We start from the raw sequence: 15855 nt of genomic DNA, 5'->3' as shown, positions 1-15855 counted from the left end.
AAGGTACGGCTAACGTGCAAGCACAGCACCGGGCACGAGCGGCGGCCGCGGCAGAGCTTCGCGACCGCTATGCTCGTTCTATGGCCCCATCCTCCGCCGCGTCGTCTCCCGCAGTCTCATCGGCCACCGCCGCGCCGCGGACCTCCGCGCCGTCCCCAGCTAGCCATTATCTCAATCGCATGTGGCGCACCGCCAACCAGATACCGGCAGCCCCCACTACTCGCCGCGAGCGCCTGACCATGCTCTTCGGCAGCGGGATCTGGCTCATCTTCCTGGTCTTTCCTTTCGCTGGAGTTCTCTTAACGCCAAGTCTCACTCCACTTGAGCGCGGCCTCGGTTACGCGGGAATCTGTGGGTTTGGACTGACCTATATTCTGATTTTCCAATTTCCGGATATGCGTCCCTCGTGGCCCCGCTGGGTATCCCTCACGTTATGGAGCATTCCGCTGCTTGCCTGCGCGGCACTTATCCGCCCTTTCCCCTTTGGCTTCGCCTACACGGCACCTTTCTTCGCGGCAATATGGATTTTTTCGCTCCCGCTCATACCCGGGATTCCGTGCGGGCTTCTCTGTTTCGCGGGCGGAGCGGCGGCCCATATCTTGGCGCCGTATGATTTCGTGTGGGCAGCGTTTCTGGGCAGCATTATTATCCCGATGATCCCCATTCTCATCTCTCGCTTGCTGGAAGAATTTGCCGCGCGGTCGGCACGGATGCGCGCGGAGCTCATCCTTTCGGAGCAGCGCTCCGAGCTGGCCTCCGTGGTTCATGATGTGCTGGGGCATTCGCTGACCGCCATCACCGTGAAAACTCAATTGGCCTCGCGACTAATGGAGACCAACCCGGATGCGGCGCGTGCCGAATTAGAAGAAAGTCTCAAAATTTCGCGCGATGCTATCGACACGGTGCGGGCCACCGTGACCGACCTGCGCCAGCCCACTCTTGCTGCCGAGCTGGATTCCGCCTACGCACTGCTCCGTTCCGCGCGTATCGCCGCGCATATCACGCCTCCCCCGGAACTTCCCCTCCTCACCGCCCAGCTTTTCGCGTGGGTGGTGCGGGAAGCGGTCACGAATACGGTGCGCCATTCGGGTGCGCGCACCTGCACCATCACTATTGAGGACGGGGAGAGTGGCGCGCGCTTGCGGGTGGAGGACGACGGCGTAGGTATCCCCGCGGGGGCTCCGGCAGGCACCGGACTGACCGGGCTGCGCGAGCGCGTAGAAGCTGCCGGTGGAACCATAACGATTACCCGACTGGAGCCGGGAACCCGCGTGGAGGTGAGCATATGAACAACGCCGCGCAGCTAGGCAACGGTGCGGCCTCCAACAGCAGTTCGCAAATGAGCACCGGGACGACTACGGGGCGCCACCGCCCCATCCGGGTAGTGCTCGCCGATGATCAGCGAATGGTGCGCGAAGCATTGGCGGCGCTCCTCAACCTGGAAGAGGATATCGAGATAGTGGCGCAGCTGGAAGATGGCAGCGCCGTCGTTCCCACCGTGACGGAAACCTGCGCCGATATTGCGCTCCTCGATATCGAAATGCCGCATGTGGATGGAATTGCGGCCGCGCAAGCACTGCAGGCGGCGGGGGCCGGCTGCGGCGTCGTTATTGTGACGACCTTTGGGCGTGCCGGGTATTTGCAGCGTGCCATGGCGGCCGGGGCGCGCGGTTTCGTTGTTAAAGATGCGCCGGCCGAGGAACTCGCCGCGGCGCTGCGCACCGTTGCCGGCGGCGGCTACGCTATCGATCCGCAGCTGGCCGCGCAGGCCTTGCAGATGGGGCCCAATCCGCTCACCGAACGCGAAGGAGATGTGCTGCGCCTGGCGCTCAGCGGGGCGACCGTGAAAAGCATGGCCGCGCAACTGTATTTATCGCAGGGGACGGTGCGTAATCACCTCTCGGCCGCTATCGGGAAAACGGGGGCGAGCACCCGTACCGAGGCAGCGCAGCTCGCCCGGGCCCGCGGGTGGATCTAAAGCGCACCCGCGGGGGTGACGGTGCACCGGGGCGGAGCGACCAGCGCCCCCGCAGGAAGCACCAACAAGACACCCGGGCGGAGCTACAGACTGGTAGTCGGATAGCTACCTAGTCGAAAATTGGCCCCGTGGTACGCGAGCGCTTGAGCTCGAAGAAACCGGGGGTGCGAGCTAGGGCGAGGCAGCCGTCCCAGAGGGCGAAGGCGGCCTCGCCGTGCGGGGCCGGGGAGATCACGGGGCCGAAGAAGGCCACGCCGTCGAATGAAATAATGGGCACGCCCACCTCGTCCCCCACGAGCGCCAGCCCGGCCGCCACGCTCTCACGTAGCGCGGCGTCGTAATGTGCGGCGTCGTTCAAATACTCGCTACCTTCACCGAGAGCAGCGAGCACCTCGGCAAGAATCTCGCGCCCCACGGGGCGCCGGTCTTCATGAATAGCCTGGCCCAGAGCGGCGTAGAACTCGCCGACTTTTTCGTTACCTTCAAGCTGGGCAATTTTCATGGCGACAAGCGCTGTTTCGCGGCCCTCTTCCACATGGGCGCGGTACTCCTCCGAAATATCCTTGCCCTCATTGAGAATGGCGAGGGAGAAGGGGCGCCAGGTGACGGTGAAATCACGAGCAGCGGCGACCTCCGCGACCCAGCGGGAAGTGATCCACGTCCACGGGCATGTTGCATCAAACCAAAATTCAACCTGAGTACTCATGGTTCTATCCAAGCGTGAAAGCGGGCGCCGTGGGCCGCCTCGCGCCATAAGCGAAACTGGAACGGGGCGGCGGGCGGCATGAGAACGGTGCGGCAGAAAGCGGGCATGGCGGGCAAGGACGCTCCAGAACCGGTAGGATTTCACGTAAATTGTGCTGAAAGCCAAGGAAAGGAAGCTTGATGGCCGGGACTAATCTCACCCGCGCAGAAGCTGCGGAGCGCGCACAGATCGTCGCAACGCAGAATTACCGCATTGAACTTGATCTGACCACCGGGGAGGAAACCTTCGCGGCGGTGACCGAAATTGATTTTGAAGCAACGCCGGGTGCCGATACGTTCCTCGACCTCATCGCGAAGTCGGTGGAGCGCGTAGTGCTTAACGGCGCGGAGCTTGACCCGGCCAGCTACCAGGATTCGCGCCTGCCGCTGCCCAACCTGGCCGCGCAGAATACAGTGCGGGTGGAATCCACCCAGTACTACTCGCGCACCGGCGAGGGCCTGCACCGTTACGTGGATCCGGCCGACGGCGAGGTCTACCTCTACTCGCAGTTTGAGGTGGCGGACGCCCGGCGAGTCTTCGCGAATTTTGAGCAGCCTGATCTCAAGGCGAATTTCACTTTCACGGTGACCGCTCCGGAGAACTGGAAGGTCTTCTCCGTGTCCCCCACCCCGGAGCCGGTTGCCCTGGGTGAAGGCAAGGCACGCTGGGATTTCACCCCCACCGAGCGCCTGTCCACCTACCTGGTGGCGATTGTGGCCGGTCCCTACGAGGGCGTGGAAGGCGAACCCTTCCACTCCATTGACGGGCGCGATATTCCGCTGGGTGTGTACGCGCGTAAGTCGCTGGCGCCCTACCTGGATGCCGATGAGATTTTCACCATCACCCGCCAGGGCTTCGACTACTACGAAGCCAATTACGGCCATCCCTACCCGTTCCGCAAGTACGACCAGGTGTTCTGCCCCGAATACAATGCCGGGGCCATGGAGCACCCGGGCCTGGTGACCATCGTGGAAACCTATGTGTTCCGCACCAAGCCCACCGGCGCAATCATCGACCGGCGCACCATCACCATCCTGCACGAACAGGCCCATATGTGGTTCGGTGACCTCGTCACCATGAAGTGGTGGGATGACCTGTGGCTCAACGAATCTTTCGCGGAGTTCATGAGCCACCTGGCCGCTGCCAATAACACCCGGTGGAAGGATGCCTGGACCACCTTCCTCGCGTCCGAAAAGACCTGGGCGATCCAGCAGGACCAGCTGCCCTCCACCCACCCGATTGCCGCCGATATTCGCGATCTGGAAGATGTGCTCGTCAATTTTGACGGCATCACCTACGGCAAGGGTGCCTCCGTGCTCAAGCAGCTGGTCGCTTACGTGGGTCAGGAACAATTCTTGGCCGGGGTGCGCGCTTATATTGCTAAGCACAAGTGGGGCAATGCTACCCTCACCGATTTGCTCACCGAGCTGGAAGCTTCCTCCGGGCGCGATCTCAAGGAATGGACCCGGGTATGGCTGGAAGAATCCGGCGTCAATACCCTGCGTCCCGAAGTCGAATCGAGCAGCGGGGTGATTGACCGCCTCACCGTGGTCCAGACGAATGACGCGAACTCCTCGCTACGCCCGCACCGTATCCGCATCGCCGGATACGACCTGGACGGGGACGCGCTGCGCTGCGTGAAGTCCGAATGGGTGGATATTGCCGGTGAACGCACCGAGATCGCCTCCTTTGCGGGAGCGGAACGCCCCGACCTTATTCTCCTCAACAGCCAGGATTGGGGTTACGCCAAGATCCGTTTCGATGCTGATTCTTTCCGGGTAGCGCTGGAGAACCTCGACAAGTTTGATAACCACCTGGATCGCTCCGTGGTGGTCTTTGCGGCCATGGATATGATGCGTGACGGTGAACTCGACGCCCACACTTACGCCGATATCGCGCTGGCCGTGTTGGCGGACGAAACCGATGGGACCGTGCTGCGCGTGGTGCTCGGGTCCCTACATTCCGCGGTTGAGCTGTACTCCAACCCGGCAACCCGCGTGGAGTTCGCGGCTGCTGTTTCCGAGCGTATTTTCGAATTGGCGCTGACCGCCGCGCCGGGTTCGGACCGACAGCTCCAGCTCATGGGTGCGGCGATGCGTCGGGCCGTGAGTGAAGAACAGCTCGCTCTTATTGCCGGGTGGCGCGACGGCGTGGCCGTTCCGGAAGGGTACGACGTCGACCAGGAAGTGCGCTGGAATATTCTCATCGCATTGGCGGCGAATGGGAGGGCCGATCAGGCCGCTATCGATGCTGAATTCGCCCGCGATTCTTCCTCCTTCGGGCAGATTTTCGCGGCGCAGGCCGAAGGTGCGCTGCCTGATAGTGCGGCTAAGGAGAAGGTCTGGGAAGAAATTGTGCATCCGGAGACCAATACGCGCCAGCGCAACCTGGCCCTGGGCACCGGGCGGTCCTCCGCGGAAAGCGTGCGTGCCTACGCGGAGAAGTACTTCGCGGTGGCCAAGGATATGTGGGATAACAATTCGGTGGAAATCGCCTCGAATATGCTCGAGTACGCTTACCCGGCCCAGCTGGCCGGCCGTACTGACCTCGGGGTTGATCTGCTGGCCCTCGGTCAGGAATGGCTGGCTACCACGGATGCGGCGCCGGCCTGCCGGCGTATCGTCTCCGAAGTGGTGGATGGCACCGCCCGCGCGGTGCGCAACCAGGAGGCTGACCGGAAAGCTGGGAACTAGGCCGTAGCCCGCTGGCGTTGCGCCGTCGCCGATAAGCGGTAACCGGATGTCGGTAACTGGTAGACACGATAGCGCAGGCCGCTAAGCCGGTCCTAAAGATGCACAGTGCCGGGGTGATCATCCTAGTGAGGTGACCACCCCGGCACTTGCCGTTTACCGTTAGTTAGCGACAGCTGGTACGATCCAGCTCGCTACTGCACTGAGGAATAACCCAGGAACCAACCTAGGATCAGCCCTGCAGATACGGATCACAGATCGCGTTCCGTCAGCGAGTAAGAGAATAGAGCCTCACGCTCGACGCGTTCCCAATCCATATCAACACCAAGACCCGGAGTATCGCTTGCGACGATATTTCCTTCCTCATCGATTCGGAGCGGATTCGTGGCGGCGTATTCCATCGGTTCAATCGGGAGGGCCTGCTCGAAGAAACGGCAGTTCCCCATTCCTAGCATGAGGCTAAGATTCGCTGCTTGCGAGAGCGAGTAGCCCCAGGACTGCAACTCAACCTGCATGCCGTGGGCCTTGGCTAGGGACATAATATGCCGCGTTCCGGTAATACCACCGGCGAGCGTGGCATCAACCCGCAGATGATCCCAGGCTTCTCGGCTAATCCCTTGAGCGATTAACCCACCACTGAGAATCTCGTTGCCCGCGGGAATGATCTCGATATCAAGCTTGCGACGCAACCACTGGTAGCCTTCCAGATCGGAATCTCCCAGGGGCGCTTCGAACCATAGGTAACCAAGCTCTTGGAGTCTCTTGCCCACCCTGAGTGCCTCGGTCCGGTCGTACCGGCCTTCCACATCAAGCATCCATGTCACATCACGGTCCCCGAAGGCTTTCGCCATCTCATCGACAAGCACAAGGTCCTTATCCGGAATGCACCAGGTATGGAATTTGATGGCACGGTAGCCTGCATCCAAGTATTCCGCGACCTTCTCCAGGTATTCGTCAATAGTGAAGAAGAAGGGGGTACTGGCATAGGCTGGGATGGACCGTTTTGCGCCGCCCAGGAGCTGGTACAGCGGGAGATCCGCGGCTTTGGCAGTCAGATCCCACAGCGCGATATCGAGCGGTGCGACTGAGAGTGGAATCATCGAAGCGCAGCGATTCGCCATGATTTTGTACAGAGCCTCACGGTTCACCGCATCTTTACCAAGAATGGACGGGGCCACGTGGCGAATAGCGTTGCCCAGGGCAACGTCCACGCCGCCTTCGGTCCACGAGATCGCGCCGCCCACCCCGTAGGTATCTTGGCTGCGCACCCGCACCACGGTATTTGTCACATGCAGCTCATCGTAATAGGACGAGGTGCGGTACAGAGCTTCGGGATTTGTCAGGACGTATACATCAATCTGATCAACCGGTAGCTGTAAGGTCATGTCTTTCTCCTTAGATATGTCAACCTTCGTTGGTTGGTTTTCTTCTTTTAGGACGGGATCTCCACCCGATATCGGGTAATGAGATCTTCGTTCAGTTCTATGCCCAAGCCCGGGGTGTCCCGAACTGGGATTTGCCCGTTTTCCAGGGTGAGCGGATTGGATACCAGATCGGTGAATAGCGGGCTGGTGCTCTGGGAGTATTCGATCAAATCGCCTCCCGGGAGTGCAGCCAGGAATTGCGCGGTTGCGGCAAGCAGAATACCGGTGCTGAACCCGTGCGGCACTACCCGGGTGCCCTGTTGCTCAGCCAACGCGGCGATCTTACGCATCTCGGTGATTCCTCCGGCCCGCGTAATATCCGGTTGCACAATATCCGGCCGGGAATTTCGGATAAATTCGTCGAATTCCGCGAGAGTTGACAACGGTTCCCCGCCCGAAATCGGCACGGCAACAGATTCCCCTAGCCTCCTCAGCGCGGCATGGTTATCAACATAAATCGGCTCCTCTACCCACATGAGTCCGTAATCACGCAGGCGTGCTATCTGTTCCGAGGCATAGCGCACGTTTTTCCAGCGATAGACCAAGTCCAGCGCAAGGCCAACGTTATCGCCGATTGTCCGCCGGACCGCTGCTACCACTTTTTCATCATGCTCCGGCTCAAGGCCGAAGTGAGCCCCGCCCATCTTGATATCACGGAAGCCACGGCCGATAATTTCAGCGCTGATACGCTCATTTTCCGCGATATCATCCGAGGGAATGAAAGTTCCATACGCCGGGATGGCATCACGTACTTTTCCGCCTAAGAGCCGGTGAATAGGAACTCCATAATATTGCGAGGCGATATCCCACAGGGCAATATCAATCGCACTGATAGCATGAATGACGGCACCACGGCGTCCAAAATATGATGACTCATCAAACATCTTGCGCCACAGACGATCAATATCAAGCGGGTTCTCGCCCAGAAGGATCGAACGCAATCCCCTACTGGTGGAGTGTGATTCCGGAGTTTCAACAATGGCTTTGAGCACCGCAGGCGAACTATCGGATTCGCCAATTCCGGTTATCCCCTGATCGGTATGAACCCGAATGAGAAAAGCATCTTCACCCCATTCGCACGGCTCGTTTAGCGCCGGGACTCTCAGCCATATAGCCTCAACATCCGTAATAACTATGCTCATTGGGTACCTCCTGCTTCGAGATCGGTTGCGACCCGGCCTTCGGATTCGCCTTTATCTAAGGGAAGTGTGATTTCTCCGGTCTTCGCATCAAAGTATTTCAGGTCTCGCCTGAGCCATTTGATTAATCCGTAGATCTGGAGCGCTAGCAGGATAACGAACGGGACCGCGGTGAGCGTCAATCCGGTCTTGAGTGTTTCTAGATTGGCGTTGATCGCGATCATCGCGAAGGGAATCGCACTGAGCATAAGCACCCAGAACATTCTGAGGATACGGGCCGGATCCTTACCTGCCGGAAGATTGCGTGTACTGACGGTCGAAATCGTGAAAGCCGTGGCGTCAAGGTGCGAAGAAAGGAAGAGCAGCATGATGATGAAGTACACGATGGCGAAGATGGTACCCACGGGGAGATTCGCCAAGAGTGCCGCAACCGCGGATTCACCGCTATCTTCCACCAAGATCTTCGGGGCATTAATGCCGCCACTCACCAATTCGTGAATCGAGTAACTGGATAGAACTCCGAAAACGAACATGATTCCTGCCGCGCCACCACCGACAAGGCCGAACACAACCTGCCTGATAGTTCTTCCCCGCGAGACACGAGCAATGAAAATAGCTACGCCCGGAAGGTAGGACATCCAGTACAGCCAGTAGAAAACAGTCCAGTCGCGGGGGAAACTACCCCCGCCCACCGGATCGGTGAAGAGGGACATATGTACGAAGTTCTGGATTTCCAGTCCCATGGCATTTGTTGCGTTGAGAGCAATGAATTCCGTTGGGCCGATGATGAGAACCACGAATGCGAAGAGGAAGACGCCAACGACGGCGGCTCGGGCCAGTTTTTGCAATCCAGATGTCAATCCCGCATACGAGCTCAATCCAAAGAGCAGGGACGAGAACAGCAGAATAACCGTCTTGAGAATCAGGGAGTTCGAAATTCCGAAGATTCCAGAAAGACCAGCGGAAATGGTATTAACAGTTACCGTGACCGTGAGGATGAGGCCACCAAAGGTCGTGAATAGGAAAATAATATCGATGACGCGGCCGAGCCAGCCTTTCGCTTTGACCCGTCCGTTACTGACCGCTTCCATATTACCGGCGTAACTGAGGTGCTTTCCGCGCCGAATATGGAAGTAGTAGGCCATCGCGATGCCGGCAATAACGTACATCGCCCACGGTGTGGGTCCCCAATGGAAGAAAGCATAGGCCAGACTCTGGTCCAACGCTTCACGCGAGTGGGCTTCAAGGTTGAGACCCGGAGTGTTGTAATAATAGGCCCATTCCATAAAGGCCCAGTACATTGTTGCGGAACCGAGTCCCGCACTGATGAACATAAATAGCCAGCTAGGCGTTGAATATTCCGGTTTTCCGGAACCCAGTTTCACAGAGCCAATACGGGAACAGGCAAGGACCAATGCCATGGCTACGCAGAAGAATCCGAGAACCTGAATGGGAACCCCGAAGATTCGGGTGGAGCCATTAAAAAGTGTACTTGCGCCATTTTGGGCCTCATCTGGCCACATTAATAATGCGATAACAACAAGGGCTACAACGATGATTGACCCAATAACGAGAACATAATCAGGGCGGGATTTTACACCGTCGGTCGCGGTGGCGGCAGACGATTTATCCCTCAACTTTTTCTCCGACATGGAAATCTCCTTTGATTATCCAGACGACAGCGAGGAATTCTTATTTATTCAATTGAGATAATCGAGATACGGTTTATTCGTTTCGATAATGTGCCGACCGAGCGCCTTTAGACTCTCCTCCTTATTGCCCGTTCGGAAAACTCGAAGTAATTCACGATGGTCTTCAACGAAGGTCGGCAAGGCACCTGATCTACCTGTCTGCAAAGCAAAATGCATGCGAATTCGCGGATCAATAGCATCCCAGACACTCCGAACGGTATCGGATTGGGCCGCATCAACAATGAGACCGTGGAAAGCAATATCGGCTTCGTTGAAAGCGTCAATATCACGATCTAACACCGCTCTATCCATCAAACGCACCAGGTTCTCCGCCTCGTCAAAGTAGTCAGAGTCCAAAGCGTCAAAAGCTTCGCCGAGTGCAAACTGTTCCGTTTGCACCCGCAGGGGAAGAAGTAGCCCCTCCACCTCACGGCGCGAGATAGAAGCCACCACGGTTCCCGTATACGGAGTAGCCACCAAGAGGCCCTGCAGCTCGAGAACCACAAGAGCCTCACGCACCACGGTACGGCTCACCCCGTAGGTCTCACAGATTTCTTGCTCGATAACGCGGCTTTTTGGCTCGAGTTTTCCGGTAAGAATCTTCTTACGCAATTCTTGGACAAGACGATCTTTCATCGACAGTCGCACCAGTCGCGCCATAACAGCCTCCTTCGTTAGCGTCGATTGTATACAATCCACAATCTACTGTCTAGAGAGATGTGCTACACCGCGCGGGTACCTACCCTCAAAATCAAACCCCCACGCACCACCGTGGGGAATATCGCATATTCCCGAATATTTATATCATCACATTTCTCAATATCCTTTTATTAATTCGCTATAAACTTGTGGTGCGTACCGTATATATCCAAGGAAGAGGAAGGTACCCCGATGAAGCACCCGAGTTACCTGGCTGTTGCCGCCGCTGCGGCCACAGCCATTTTTATTCCCGCCGCGGCGCTCGCTGCCCCGGCCACACCAGCGGCACCTACGACCAATCTTTCCCGCGTGGATGCGGAGAAAACTGCGGATAGGGACAAGGCTGCACAAGATAAGGCCGCCGCGGAAGCTGAGCTTGCTCGGGTTACCGCTGATCTCGCTGCGGAGCAGGACAAGCTTCCGAAGCTGGAAGAATCCCTGACCACCGCCCGGCAGCGCCTGGCGGACCAGGAGGCTCCCCTCGCACCACTTCTGGCCCAGCAGCAGGAACTGACAACCGAATGCGGCAAGCTCGACACCGCTGGAGCTAACCAGGAAAAGAAGCTGGCGCAGCTTCGGACTACGCTCAAGGAAGTTCAGGAAACCGAGTACGCCACCATCGACGAGAAAAACGCACTGGTCGTCAAGCGCAGCAAGATGCAGCAGGCCGGGGCAGATGTGACGGATATCAGCGCCCAGATTGACGCGCTGGAAAAGAAGCTCGAGCAACTGCGCACTCAACAGCAGCAGCTCAATACCCAGATTTATGAGCTTCAGCCGCTTATCGAGGAGCTGCGGGGCGCACAGGGGCAGTGTCCGGTTATGCAAGCTGAGCTTGCCCAGCAAATCAAGGATGCGCAGGCGGCAGCCGCTCCGGCCCGCACGGATGTCGCAGAAAAAGCGAAGGTGCTCGAAGCAGCGCAGGCCCGCGTGGCTACTCTCAGCGAACGTGCCGCCGCGCTCAACAAGAAGATCGCGGAGCTCACCGAGATCCTTGCGCGCCCGCTTCCCACGCTGCCGGCACAGCCGGAGCAGCCGGCCCCGTCGGCTCCGGTTGAACCGGCACAGCCTTCCGCGCCAGTTGTTCCGACGACGCCGCCCACCGGCCCAGCGGCCACCCCGACCGTCACGGGCACCCCGGCAGCTCCCTCCACCGCGGCCGCTCCGACAGCCGCGACTCCCGCCGCATCCCCGGCAGCAGCAACGCCCAAGGCCAGCGCATCCAAGCCGCAGCTAGCCCACTCCGGTGCGGAGCTGGGCGGCGCTATTGGCGCGGCTACGGTGCTCCTCGGCGCAGGTGGGGCGCTGGCGCTCCGGCGTGTACGTAACTAAGCACCAGTCCGGTATCTAGCGGGAAAGCGCGATACCTCGAATACAAGCCGAAGCGGCGGATACCCACAGATATCCGCCGCTTCGCTTATTGTGTGCTGGTGCTTTACACGGTGCCGCACCGTCCCTTAACGCAAGGCGCGCGGGAGCCGGGCGCCGTCGTTGTCAAAAGCGGAGAGGGGGTAGCAGGTGACCTGGAGATCGCCGCTCACCTCCATCCGCACCTGCCCGCGCGGGTAAATGCGCTGGGTGAAGGATGCGGTGTTCTCCTGGAAGAGTTCCACCAGGGAACCATCCATCCATAGCGAGGCCGGCGCGTGCACAGCCGCGGTGAAGAGCACTTCATTAGTTTCCGAATCGCGCAGCGAGATGGTGCCGCTGCCCGCCAGATCCAGGGAGAAGGAGCGCAGCTCAGGCAGTTCGGTCACGACCTCACCCTCCCCCTCGCGCAGCGCGAAGATTTCGGGAGCCGGCTGGGTCCACACGCGACCGTCGGAAATACGCACCTGGCGCGGGTAGGTCAGCGCACCGTTATAGCCCGACGCGTCGATATCGGCATCGGTACGGTCCGAGCCTTCCCAGGTCCAACCCCAAGCGAGCACGCGGTCCCCGTCCACCACGCACTGCGGCGCGTAGAAGTCCGGCCCGGCATCGAATTCACCGCCGGCACGGGGCACGAAGCGCGGGTATCCGGCACTCATATCCAGATCACCCACCAGGTAGGCCACCCCGGTGAGGTGGTCCATGAGCGTTTCCGCTTCCACCCACTGGGAAACGATAAGTACCCACGCGTCTCCCACCTGGATGAGCTGGGGGCATTCCCAGATAGAGGCCGGTGCGTAGATGGAGGCAAGCGGGTCGTCGCCCACCAGGAGGGTGTCCAGGTAGCGCCAGTTGCGCCAATCGGAGCATTCGTAGAGGAAGATCACGGGGGTGCCGTCCTCAAAGCCGCCACCGTGGATGGCGTAGGTTGTGCCCTCCACCTGGAAAATGAAGGGGTCGCGCATGGCGCGTACGTTTTCGATGGGCGGCATGGTGGCGACGACGGCGGTGGGCTCCCAGCCGCTCCGGTCAGCGTTTTCCTCGGCTAGGACCGTCACGGAGGGACCATCCCCGCGGGTGACGGCAGTGTAGAGCAGCGAGGAGACGCCCTCGTGCACGGTGCCCACGCCGGACCAGCAGCCGGCCGAATCGGGCTGGCCGGGGCGCGGCTTGAGGGCGATGGGCTGCGCCGTCCAATTGACGAGGTCGGTGGAGGTGGCATGCCCCCAATGGATGTGGTCGTGCCAGGGCGCCTTGGGGTTGTACTGGTAGAACATATGCCAGGTATCGCCCACCTTGTGGATACCGTTGGGGTCGTTGACCCACCCGAAGTTCGGGCGTACGTGCAGGGCGGGGAAGAAACGATCGGGGAAGTGATCGAGTTGTGTCATGATTGCCTCCTTTGTTGAGGGGGTTGGGGGCGGCGTGGCGGCCAGCGGGGAGCGACTGTGTCCCTCATCGTTGAGGAGGGCACGATCGGGTACCCAGCCGGCGTGACGGCGCCCGTGGGCTGCGGCGTAGAGCCGATGTTGGTCGGTTCCCGCCGTTGAGCTTTCCTGCGGCGCCGTGGGGCAGCCGCAGCTCGGCCCGGTGATGACGGTGCAGGGCACCAGTCGGGTACGGTGGCGCTCCGCGGCGGCATCCGAATCACCGAGCAGGCGGGTTATTTCGGTAATGGCGCGCTCGGCAACCTCTTCTACCGGGTCAACGGCGCGCAGGAATGATTGGGCTTCAGGCAAATGCGAGTCATCGAAAACGGCCAGGCGGATATCGCGGCCGGGCAGCAGCCCGCGGCGCCGTATCTCAGCCATGGCGGGCACGCACATAGCGGAGCTGCCCAGTACCAGGGCGTCAATATGGGCGCAGGAGTCGAGCACCTGGGCGATCTGACGGCGCACCGCTCGCGGGGAGGAATGGGCGCCCACCAGCTGGTGGCGGGTCACCCGGTGGCCCCGTTCCACCAGGGCTTCCTCGAAGCCGCGCATATGCTGCGAGCCGTTGGCGATGCGCCGGTCCGGGTAGAAGAGCACCGGGTAGCGCACCCCGTGGTCGAGGAGGTGTGCGGTGATATCGCGGATCCCCTGCTGGTAGTCCGTGCTTACCTGCGGAGCCACCACGGCGGGGTCATTCCCGTTGACCACCGCGAACGGGATGGCGTGGCGGCGCAGCCGGGGCAGTGAATGCCGGCGCCATCCGGGCACGGGGCTGATAATAACCGCGTCCAGACGGTGCGCGATGAGGGCGCTGAGCGCCGCTTCTTCGGTATGCACATTCGCCCCGGTATCCAGCAGGAAGGGCACCAGGCCGGCGTCGGTGGCCTGGCGGGCCATTTCCAGGGCCACGGCCGTGCCCCCGGCGTTGCCCAGCAGGGTTCCCACAATGGCGATTCCGGGCGAGGCACCGGCGCGCAGGGAGCGGACGGTACGCGGACTCGAATAGCCCAGCTCCGCTGCCGCCTCGAGCACCCGCATCCGGGTGGATTCGGCCACCCTCCGGGTCCCGTTGAGCACGTGGGACACCGTGGTGATTGACACCCCGGCGCGGCTCGCCACGTCTTTCATCCCTACGCCCGCCATTGTTCCTCCTTACTTTCTTTTACGACGACGCCGGCGGCCCGCTGCGCGGGCCGCGCCAGGGGCGCCGCCCGGGCTATACGTCTTCGAGAAGAGTTCCCTTCGTCTCCGGCATCATAGTCCGTGACCAGATGACCGCGCCGAGCATGCACGCAGCGTAGAAGAGGAAGGTGAAGGTCATCGAGGCTTGGAACATCACCGGGAAGGTGCCGGAAATGATCGCGGCGGAAACCCAGTGAGCGGCTGAACCAACGGCCTGCCCGTTCGCACGGTGGGCCGGCGGGAAGATCTCCGAGATGAAAACCCACAGTACCGAACCAATACCGACCGCGAGCGCGGCGATGAACACGATGATGAGCACCAGCACGATAATGCCGGTGGTGGTGGACAGTTCCGAGCCGTTGAAGTAGAAGATTCCGGCGATGGCCAGCAGCGCCACCAGGTCAATGCCCGCGCCCAGGGTCACCAGTGGGCGGCGCCCCACTTTATCCACGAGGGAACGCCCCAGCAGGGTGAAGGCTAGGTTGGTGAGCCCCACCAGGATGGAGGAAGCGAAGGCGGCGTCGCCGGCGATGCCGGCCGACTGGAGCAAGGACGGTGCGTAGTAGAGCACCGCGTTGGTACCCGCGAACTGGGAGAAGAAGGCGATGAGGATCGCCATGGTGATGGGGCGGGCGGTGCGCTTGGAGAAGAAAGGCTCGGTTGCCGCGGCGTGCGGGGCAGCATTGTGCATATTTTCCATCACCTGGGCGGCTTCGTTCTTACCCCACAGGTCTTCCATGACGCGCAGTGATTCGGAGTCGCGCCCGCGGGTGTAGAGCCAGCGCGGGCTTTCCGGGATGAAGTAGCACACCGCGAGGAAGATAAGGGAGGGTACCGCCTGAATACCGAGCATCCAGCGCCAGCCCAGTTCCACCGGCATCATCTTGACGATGATGTAATTGGAGAAGTAGGACACCACGATGCCGATCACGATATTAAGCTGCACCGTGGCCACCAGTTTTCCGCGCCGTGCCGCCGGGGAAATCTCCGCTGTATACAGCGGGGCGATCACCGAGGATGCCCCCACCGCGATTCCGCCGAGCATGCGGAAGATGAGGAAGAATACCCAGCTATTGGCCACCGCCACGCATACAGAGGTGATGAGGTAGAGGGCCGCCACACCCTTGAGGACGGGGCGCCGGCCCCATTTATCGGCCGGGATGCCACCGAAAAGCGCCCCGATAATGGTGCCGATAAGGGCGCAGGAAACTGTGAAGCCCAACTGCCCGGCGCTCAAATCCCATTTATCTTGGAGGGCTGCCGTGGTTCCGGAAATCACCGCGGTATCGAAACCGAAGAGGAAGCCACCGAGTGACGCGGCGGTGGCCGAAAATGGTACGAGATGTTTTTTCATGTTCTCTCCTCACCGTTGAGAATGCTGATCGTGGCTGGCGCTGCGATGGCGGGAACGGTGCGCTTCCGTTGCGCGCCGTACTCCTTGCCCCGCGCCCCGTTTCCAGTTCAGGAAAGGGGCAGACCGGCCGGTGCATTCACTCTAAGAAG

The 15855-nt window shown here is 60.4% G+C and carries 11 protein-coding genes; 4 read left to right on the top strand and 7 right to left on the bottom strand.

Annotation, left to right across the window (positions count from 1 at the left end):
- Positions 1–80: 80 nt before the first annotated feature.
- Both AC5RK6_RS04570 and AC5RK6_RS04565 read left to right on the top strand, forming a co-directional pair.
- Positions 81–1289, top strand: coding sequence for a sensor histidine kinase (locus tag AC5RK6_RS04570; RefSeq protein ID WP_155875834.1), 1209 nt, complete (start codon positions 81–83; stop codon positions 1287–1289).
- Between the two features lie 50 nt (positions 1290–1339).
- On the top strand, positions 1340–1978 hold the full coding sequence (locus tag AC5RK6_RS04565) for a response regulator transcription factor (protein WP_039898687.1): 639 nt from the start codon (positions 1340–1342) through the stop codon (positions 1976–1978).
- A gap of 109 nt (positions 1979–2087) precedes the next feature.
- On the opposite strand, the gene AC5RK6_RS04560 is transcribed toward AC5RK6_RS04565, so the two are convergent.
- Positions 2088–2684, bottom strand: a complete 597-nt coding sequence (locus AC5RK6_RS04560) for a mycothiol-dependent nitroreductase Rv2466c family protein (RefSeq protein WP_016442409.1) — start codon at positions 2682–2684, stop codon at positions 2088–2090.
- A 179-nt stretch (positions 2685–2863) separates the two neighbouring features.
- Between AC5RK6_RS04560 and pepN the strand changes: the two genes are divergently transcribed.
- Positions 2864–5416, top strand: coding sequence for an aminopeptidase N (pepN, locus tag AC5RK6_RS04555; protein ID WP_016442408.1), 2553 nt, complete (start codon positions 2864–2866; stop codon positions 5414–5416).
- Between the two features lie 248 nt (positions 5417–5664).
- On the opposite strand, the gene AC5RK6_RS04550 is transcribed toward pepN, so the two are convergent.
- The 4 genes from AC5RK6_RS04550 to AC5RK6_RS04535 are packed head-to-tail and all read right to left on the bottom strand — an operon-like array spanning position 5665 to position 10327.
- Positions 5665–6798, bottom strand: a complete 1134-nt coding sequence (locus AC5RK6_RS04550) for a mandelate racemase/muconate lactonizing enzyme family protein (protein WP_016442407.1) — start codon at positions 6796–6798, stop codon at positions 5665–5667.
- Between the two features lie 47 nt (positions 6799–6845).
- Positions 6846–7979 (bottom strand): mandelate racemase/muconate lactonizing enzyme family protein, encoded by a 1134-nt coding sequence (locus tag AC5RK6_RS04545; protein ID WP_016442406.1) that lies wholly within the window; start codon positions 7977–7979, stop codon positions 6846–6848.
- Positions 7976–9628: a BCCT family transporter gene (locus tag AC5RK6_RS04540; protein ID WP_016442405.1), complete on the bottom strand. Its 1653-nt coding sequence runs from the start codon at positions 9626–9628 to the stop codon at positions 7976–7978. Before AC5RK6_RS04540 ends, AC5RK6_RS04545 begins: the two co-directional genes overlap by 4 nt.
- A gap of 48 nt (positions 9629–9676) precedes the next feature.
- Complete coding sequence (locus AC5RK6_RS04535; protein WP_016442404.1) at positions 9677–10327, bottom strand: GntR family transcriptional regulator; 651 nt, start codon at positions 10325–10327, stop codon at positions 9677–9679.
- Positions 10328–10558: 231 nt separating this feature from the next.
- Between AC5RK6_RS04535 and AC5RK6_RS04530 the strand changes: the two genes are divergently transcribed.
- A complete protein-coding gene (locus AC5RK6_RS04530) occupies positions 10559–11698 on the top strand; it encodes a hypothetical protein (protein ID WP_016442403.1) in 1140 nt (379 codons plus the stop codon).
- 125 nt (positions 11699–11823) lie between these two features.
- Here the strand turns inward: AC5RK6_RS04530 and AC5RK6_RS04525 are convergent, their stop codons facing one another.
- Both AC5RK6_RS04525 and AC5RK6_RS04520 read right to left on the bottom strand, forming a co-directional pair.
- Positions 11824–14313: a LacI family DNA-binding transcriptional regulator gene (locus AC5RK6_RS04525; protein WP_016442402.1), complete on the bottom strand. Its 2490-nt coding sequence runs from the start codon at positions 14311–14313 to the stop codon at positions 11824–11826.
- 73 nt (positions 14314–14386) lie between these two features.
- Positions 14387–15706 carry a sugar porter family MFS transporter gene (locus AC5RK6_RS04520; protein ID WP_016442401.1) on the bottom strand — a complete coding sequence of 440 codons (1320 nt, stop codon included), beginning with the start codon at positions 15704–15706 and terminating at the stop codon, positions 14387–14389.
- Positions 15707–15855 lie beyond the last annotated feature (149 nt).

Source organism: Actinotignum sp. usb-actsch-213 (assembly GCF_059085665.1).
This window is presented reverse-complemented; position numbering and strand designations above follow the sequence as displayed.

What these genes read in the sequence shown, in the direction of transcription:
- AC5RK6_RS04570 (WP_155875834.1), top strand. Translation starts at nt 81, where the DNA reads ATGGCCCCATCCTCCGCCGCGTCGTCTCCCGCAGTCTCATCGGCCACC.
- AC5RK6_RS04565 (WP_039898687.1), top strand. Translation starts at nt 1,340, where the DNA reads ATGAGCACCGGGACGACTACGGGGCGCCACCGCCCCATCCGGGTAGTG.
- AC5RK6_RS04560 (WP_016442409.1), bottom strand. Translation starts at nt 2,684, where the DNA reads ATGAGTACTCAGGTTGAATTTTGGTTTGATGCAACATGCCCGTGGACG.
- pepN (WP_016442408.1), top strand. Translation starts at nt 2,864, where the DNA reads ATGGCCGGGACTAATCTCACCCGCGCAGAAGCTGCGGAGCGCGCACAG.
- AC5RK6_RS04550 (WP_016442407.1), bottom strand. Translation starts at nt 6,798, where the DNA reads ATGACCTTACAGCTACCGGTTGATCAGATTGATGTATACGTCCTGACA.
- AC5RK6_RS04545 (WP_016442406.1), bottom strand. Translation starts at nt 7,979, where the DNA reads ATGAGCATAGTTATTACGGATGTTGAGGCTATATGGCTGAGAGTCCCG.
- AC5RK6_RS04540 (WP_016442405.1), bottom strand. Translation starts at nt 9,628, where the DNA reads ATGTCGGAGAAAAAGTTGAGGGATAAATCGTCTGCCGCCACCGCGACC.
- AC5RK6_RS04535 (WP_016442404.1), bottom strand. Translation starts at nt 10,327, where the DNA reads ATGGCGCGACTGGTGCGACTGTCGATGAAAGATCGTCTTGTCCAAGAA.
- AC5RK6_RS04530 (WP_016442403.1), top strand. Translation starts at nt 10,559, where the DNA reads ATGAAGCACCCGAGTTACCTGGCTGTTGCCGCCGCTGCGGCCACAGCC.
- AC5RK6_RS04525 (WP_016442402.1), bottom strand. Translation starts at nt 14,313, where the DNA reads ATGGCGGGCGTAGGGATGAAAGACGTGGCGAGCCGCGCCGGGGTGTCA.
- AC5RK6_RS04520 (WP_016442401.1), bottom strand. Translation starts at nt 15,706, where the DNA reads ATGAAAAAACATCTCGTACCATTTTCGGCCACCGCCGCGTCACTCGGT.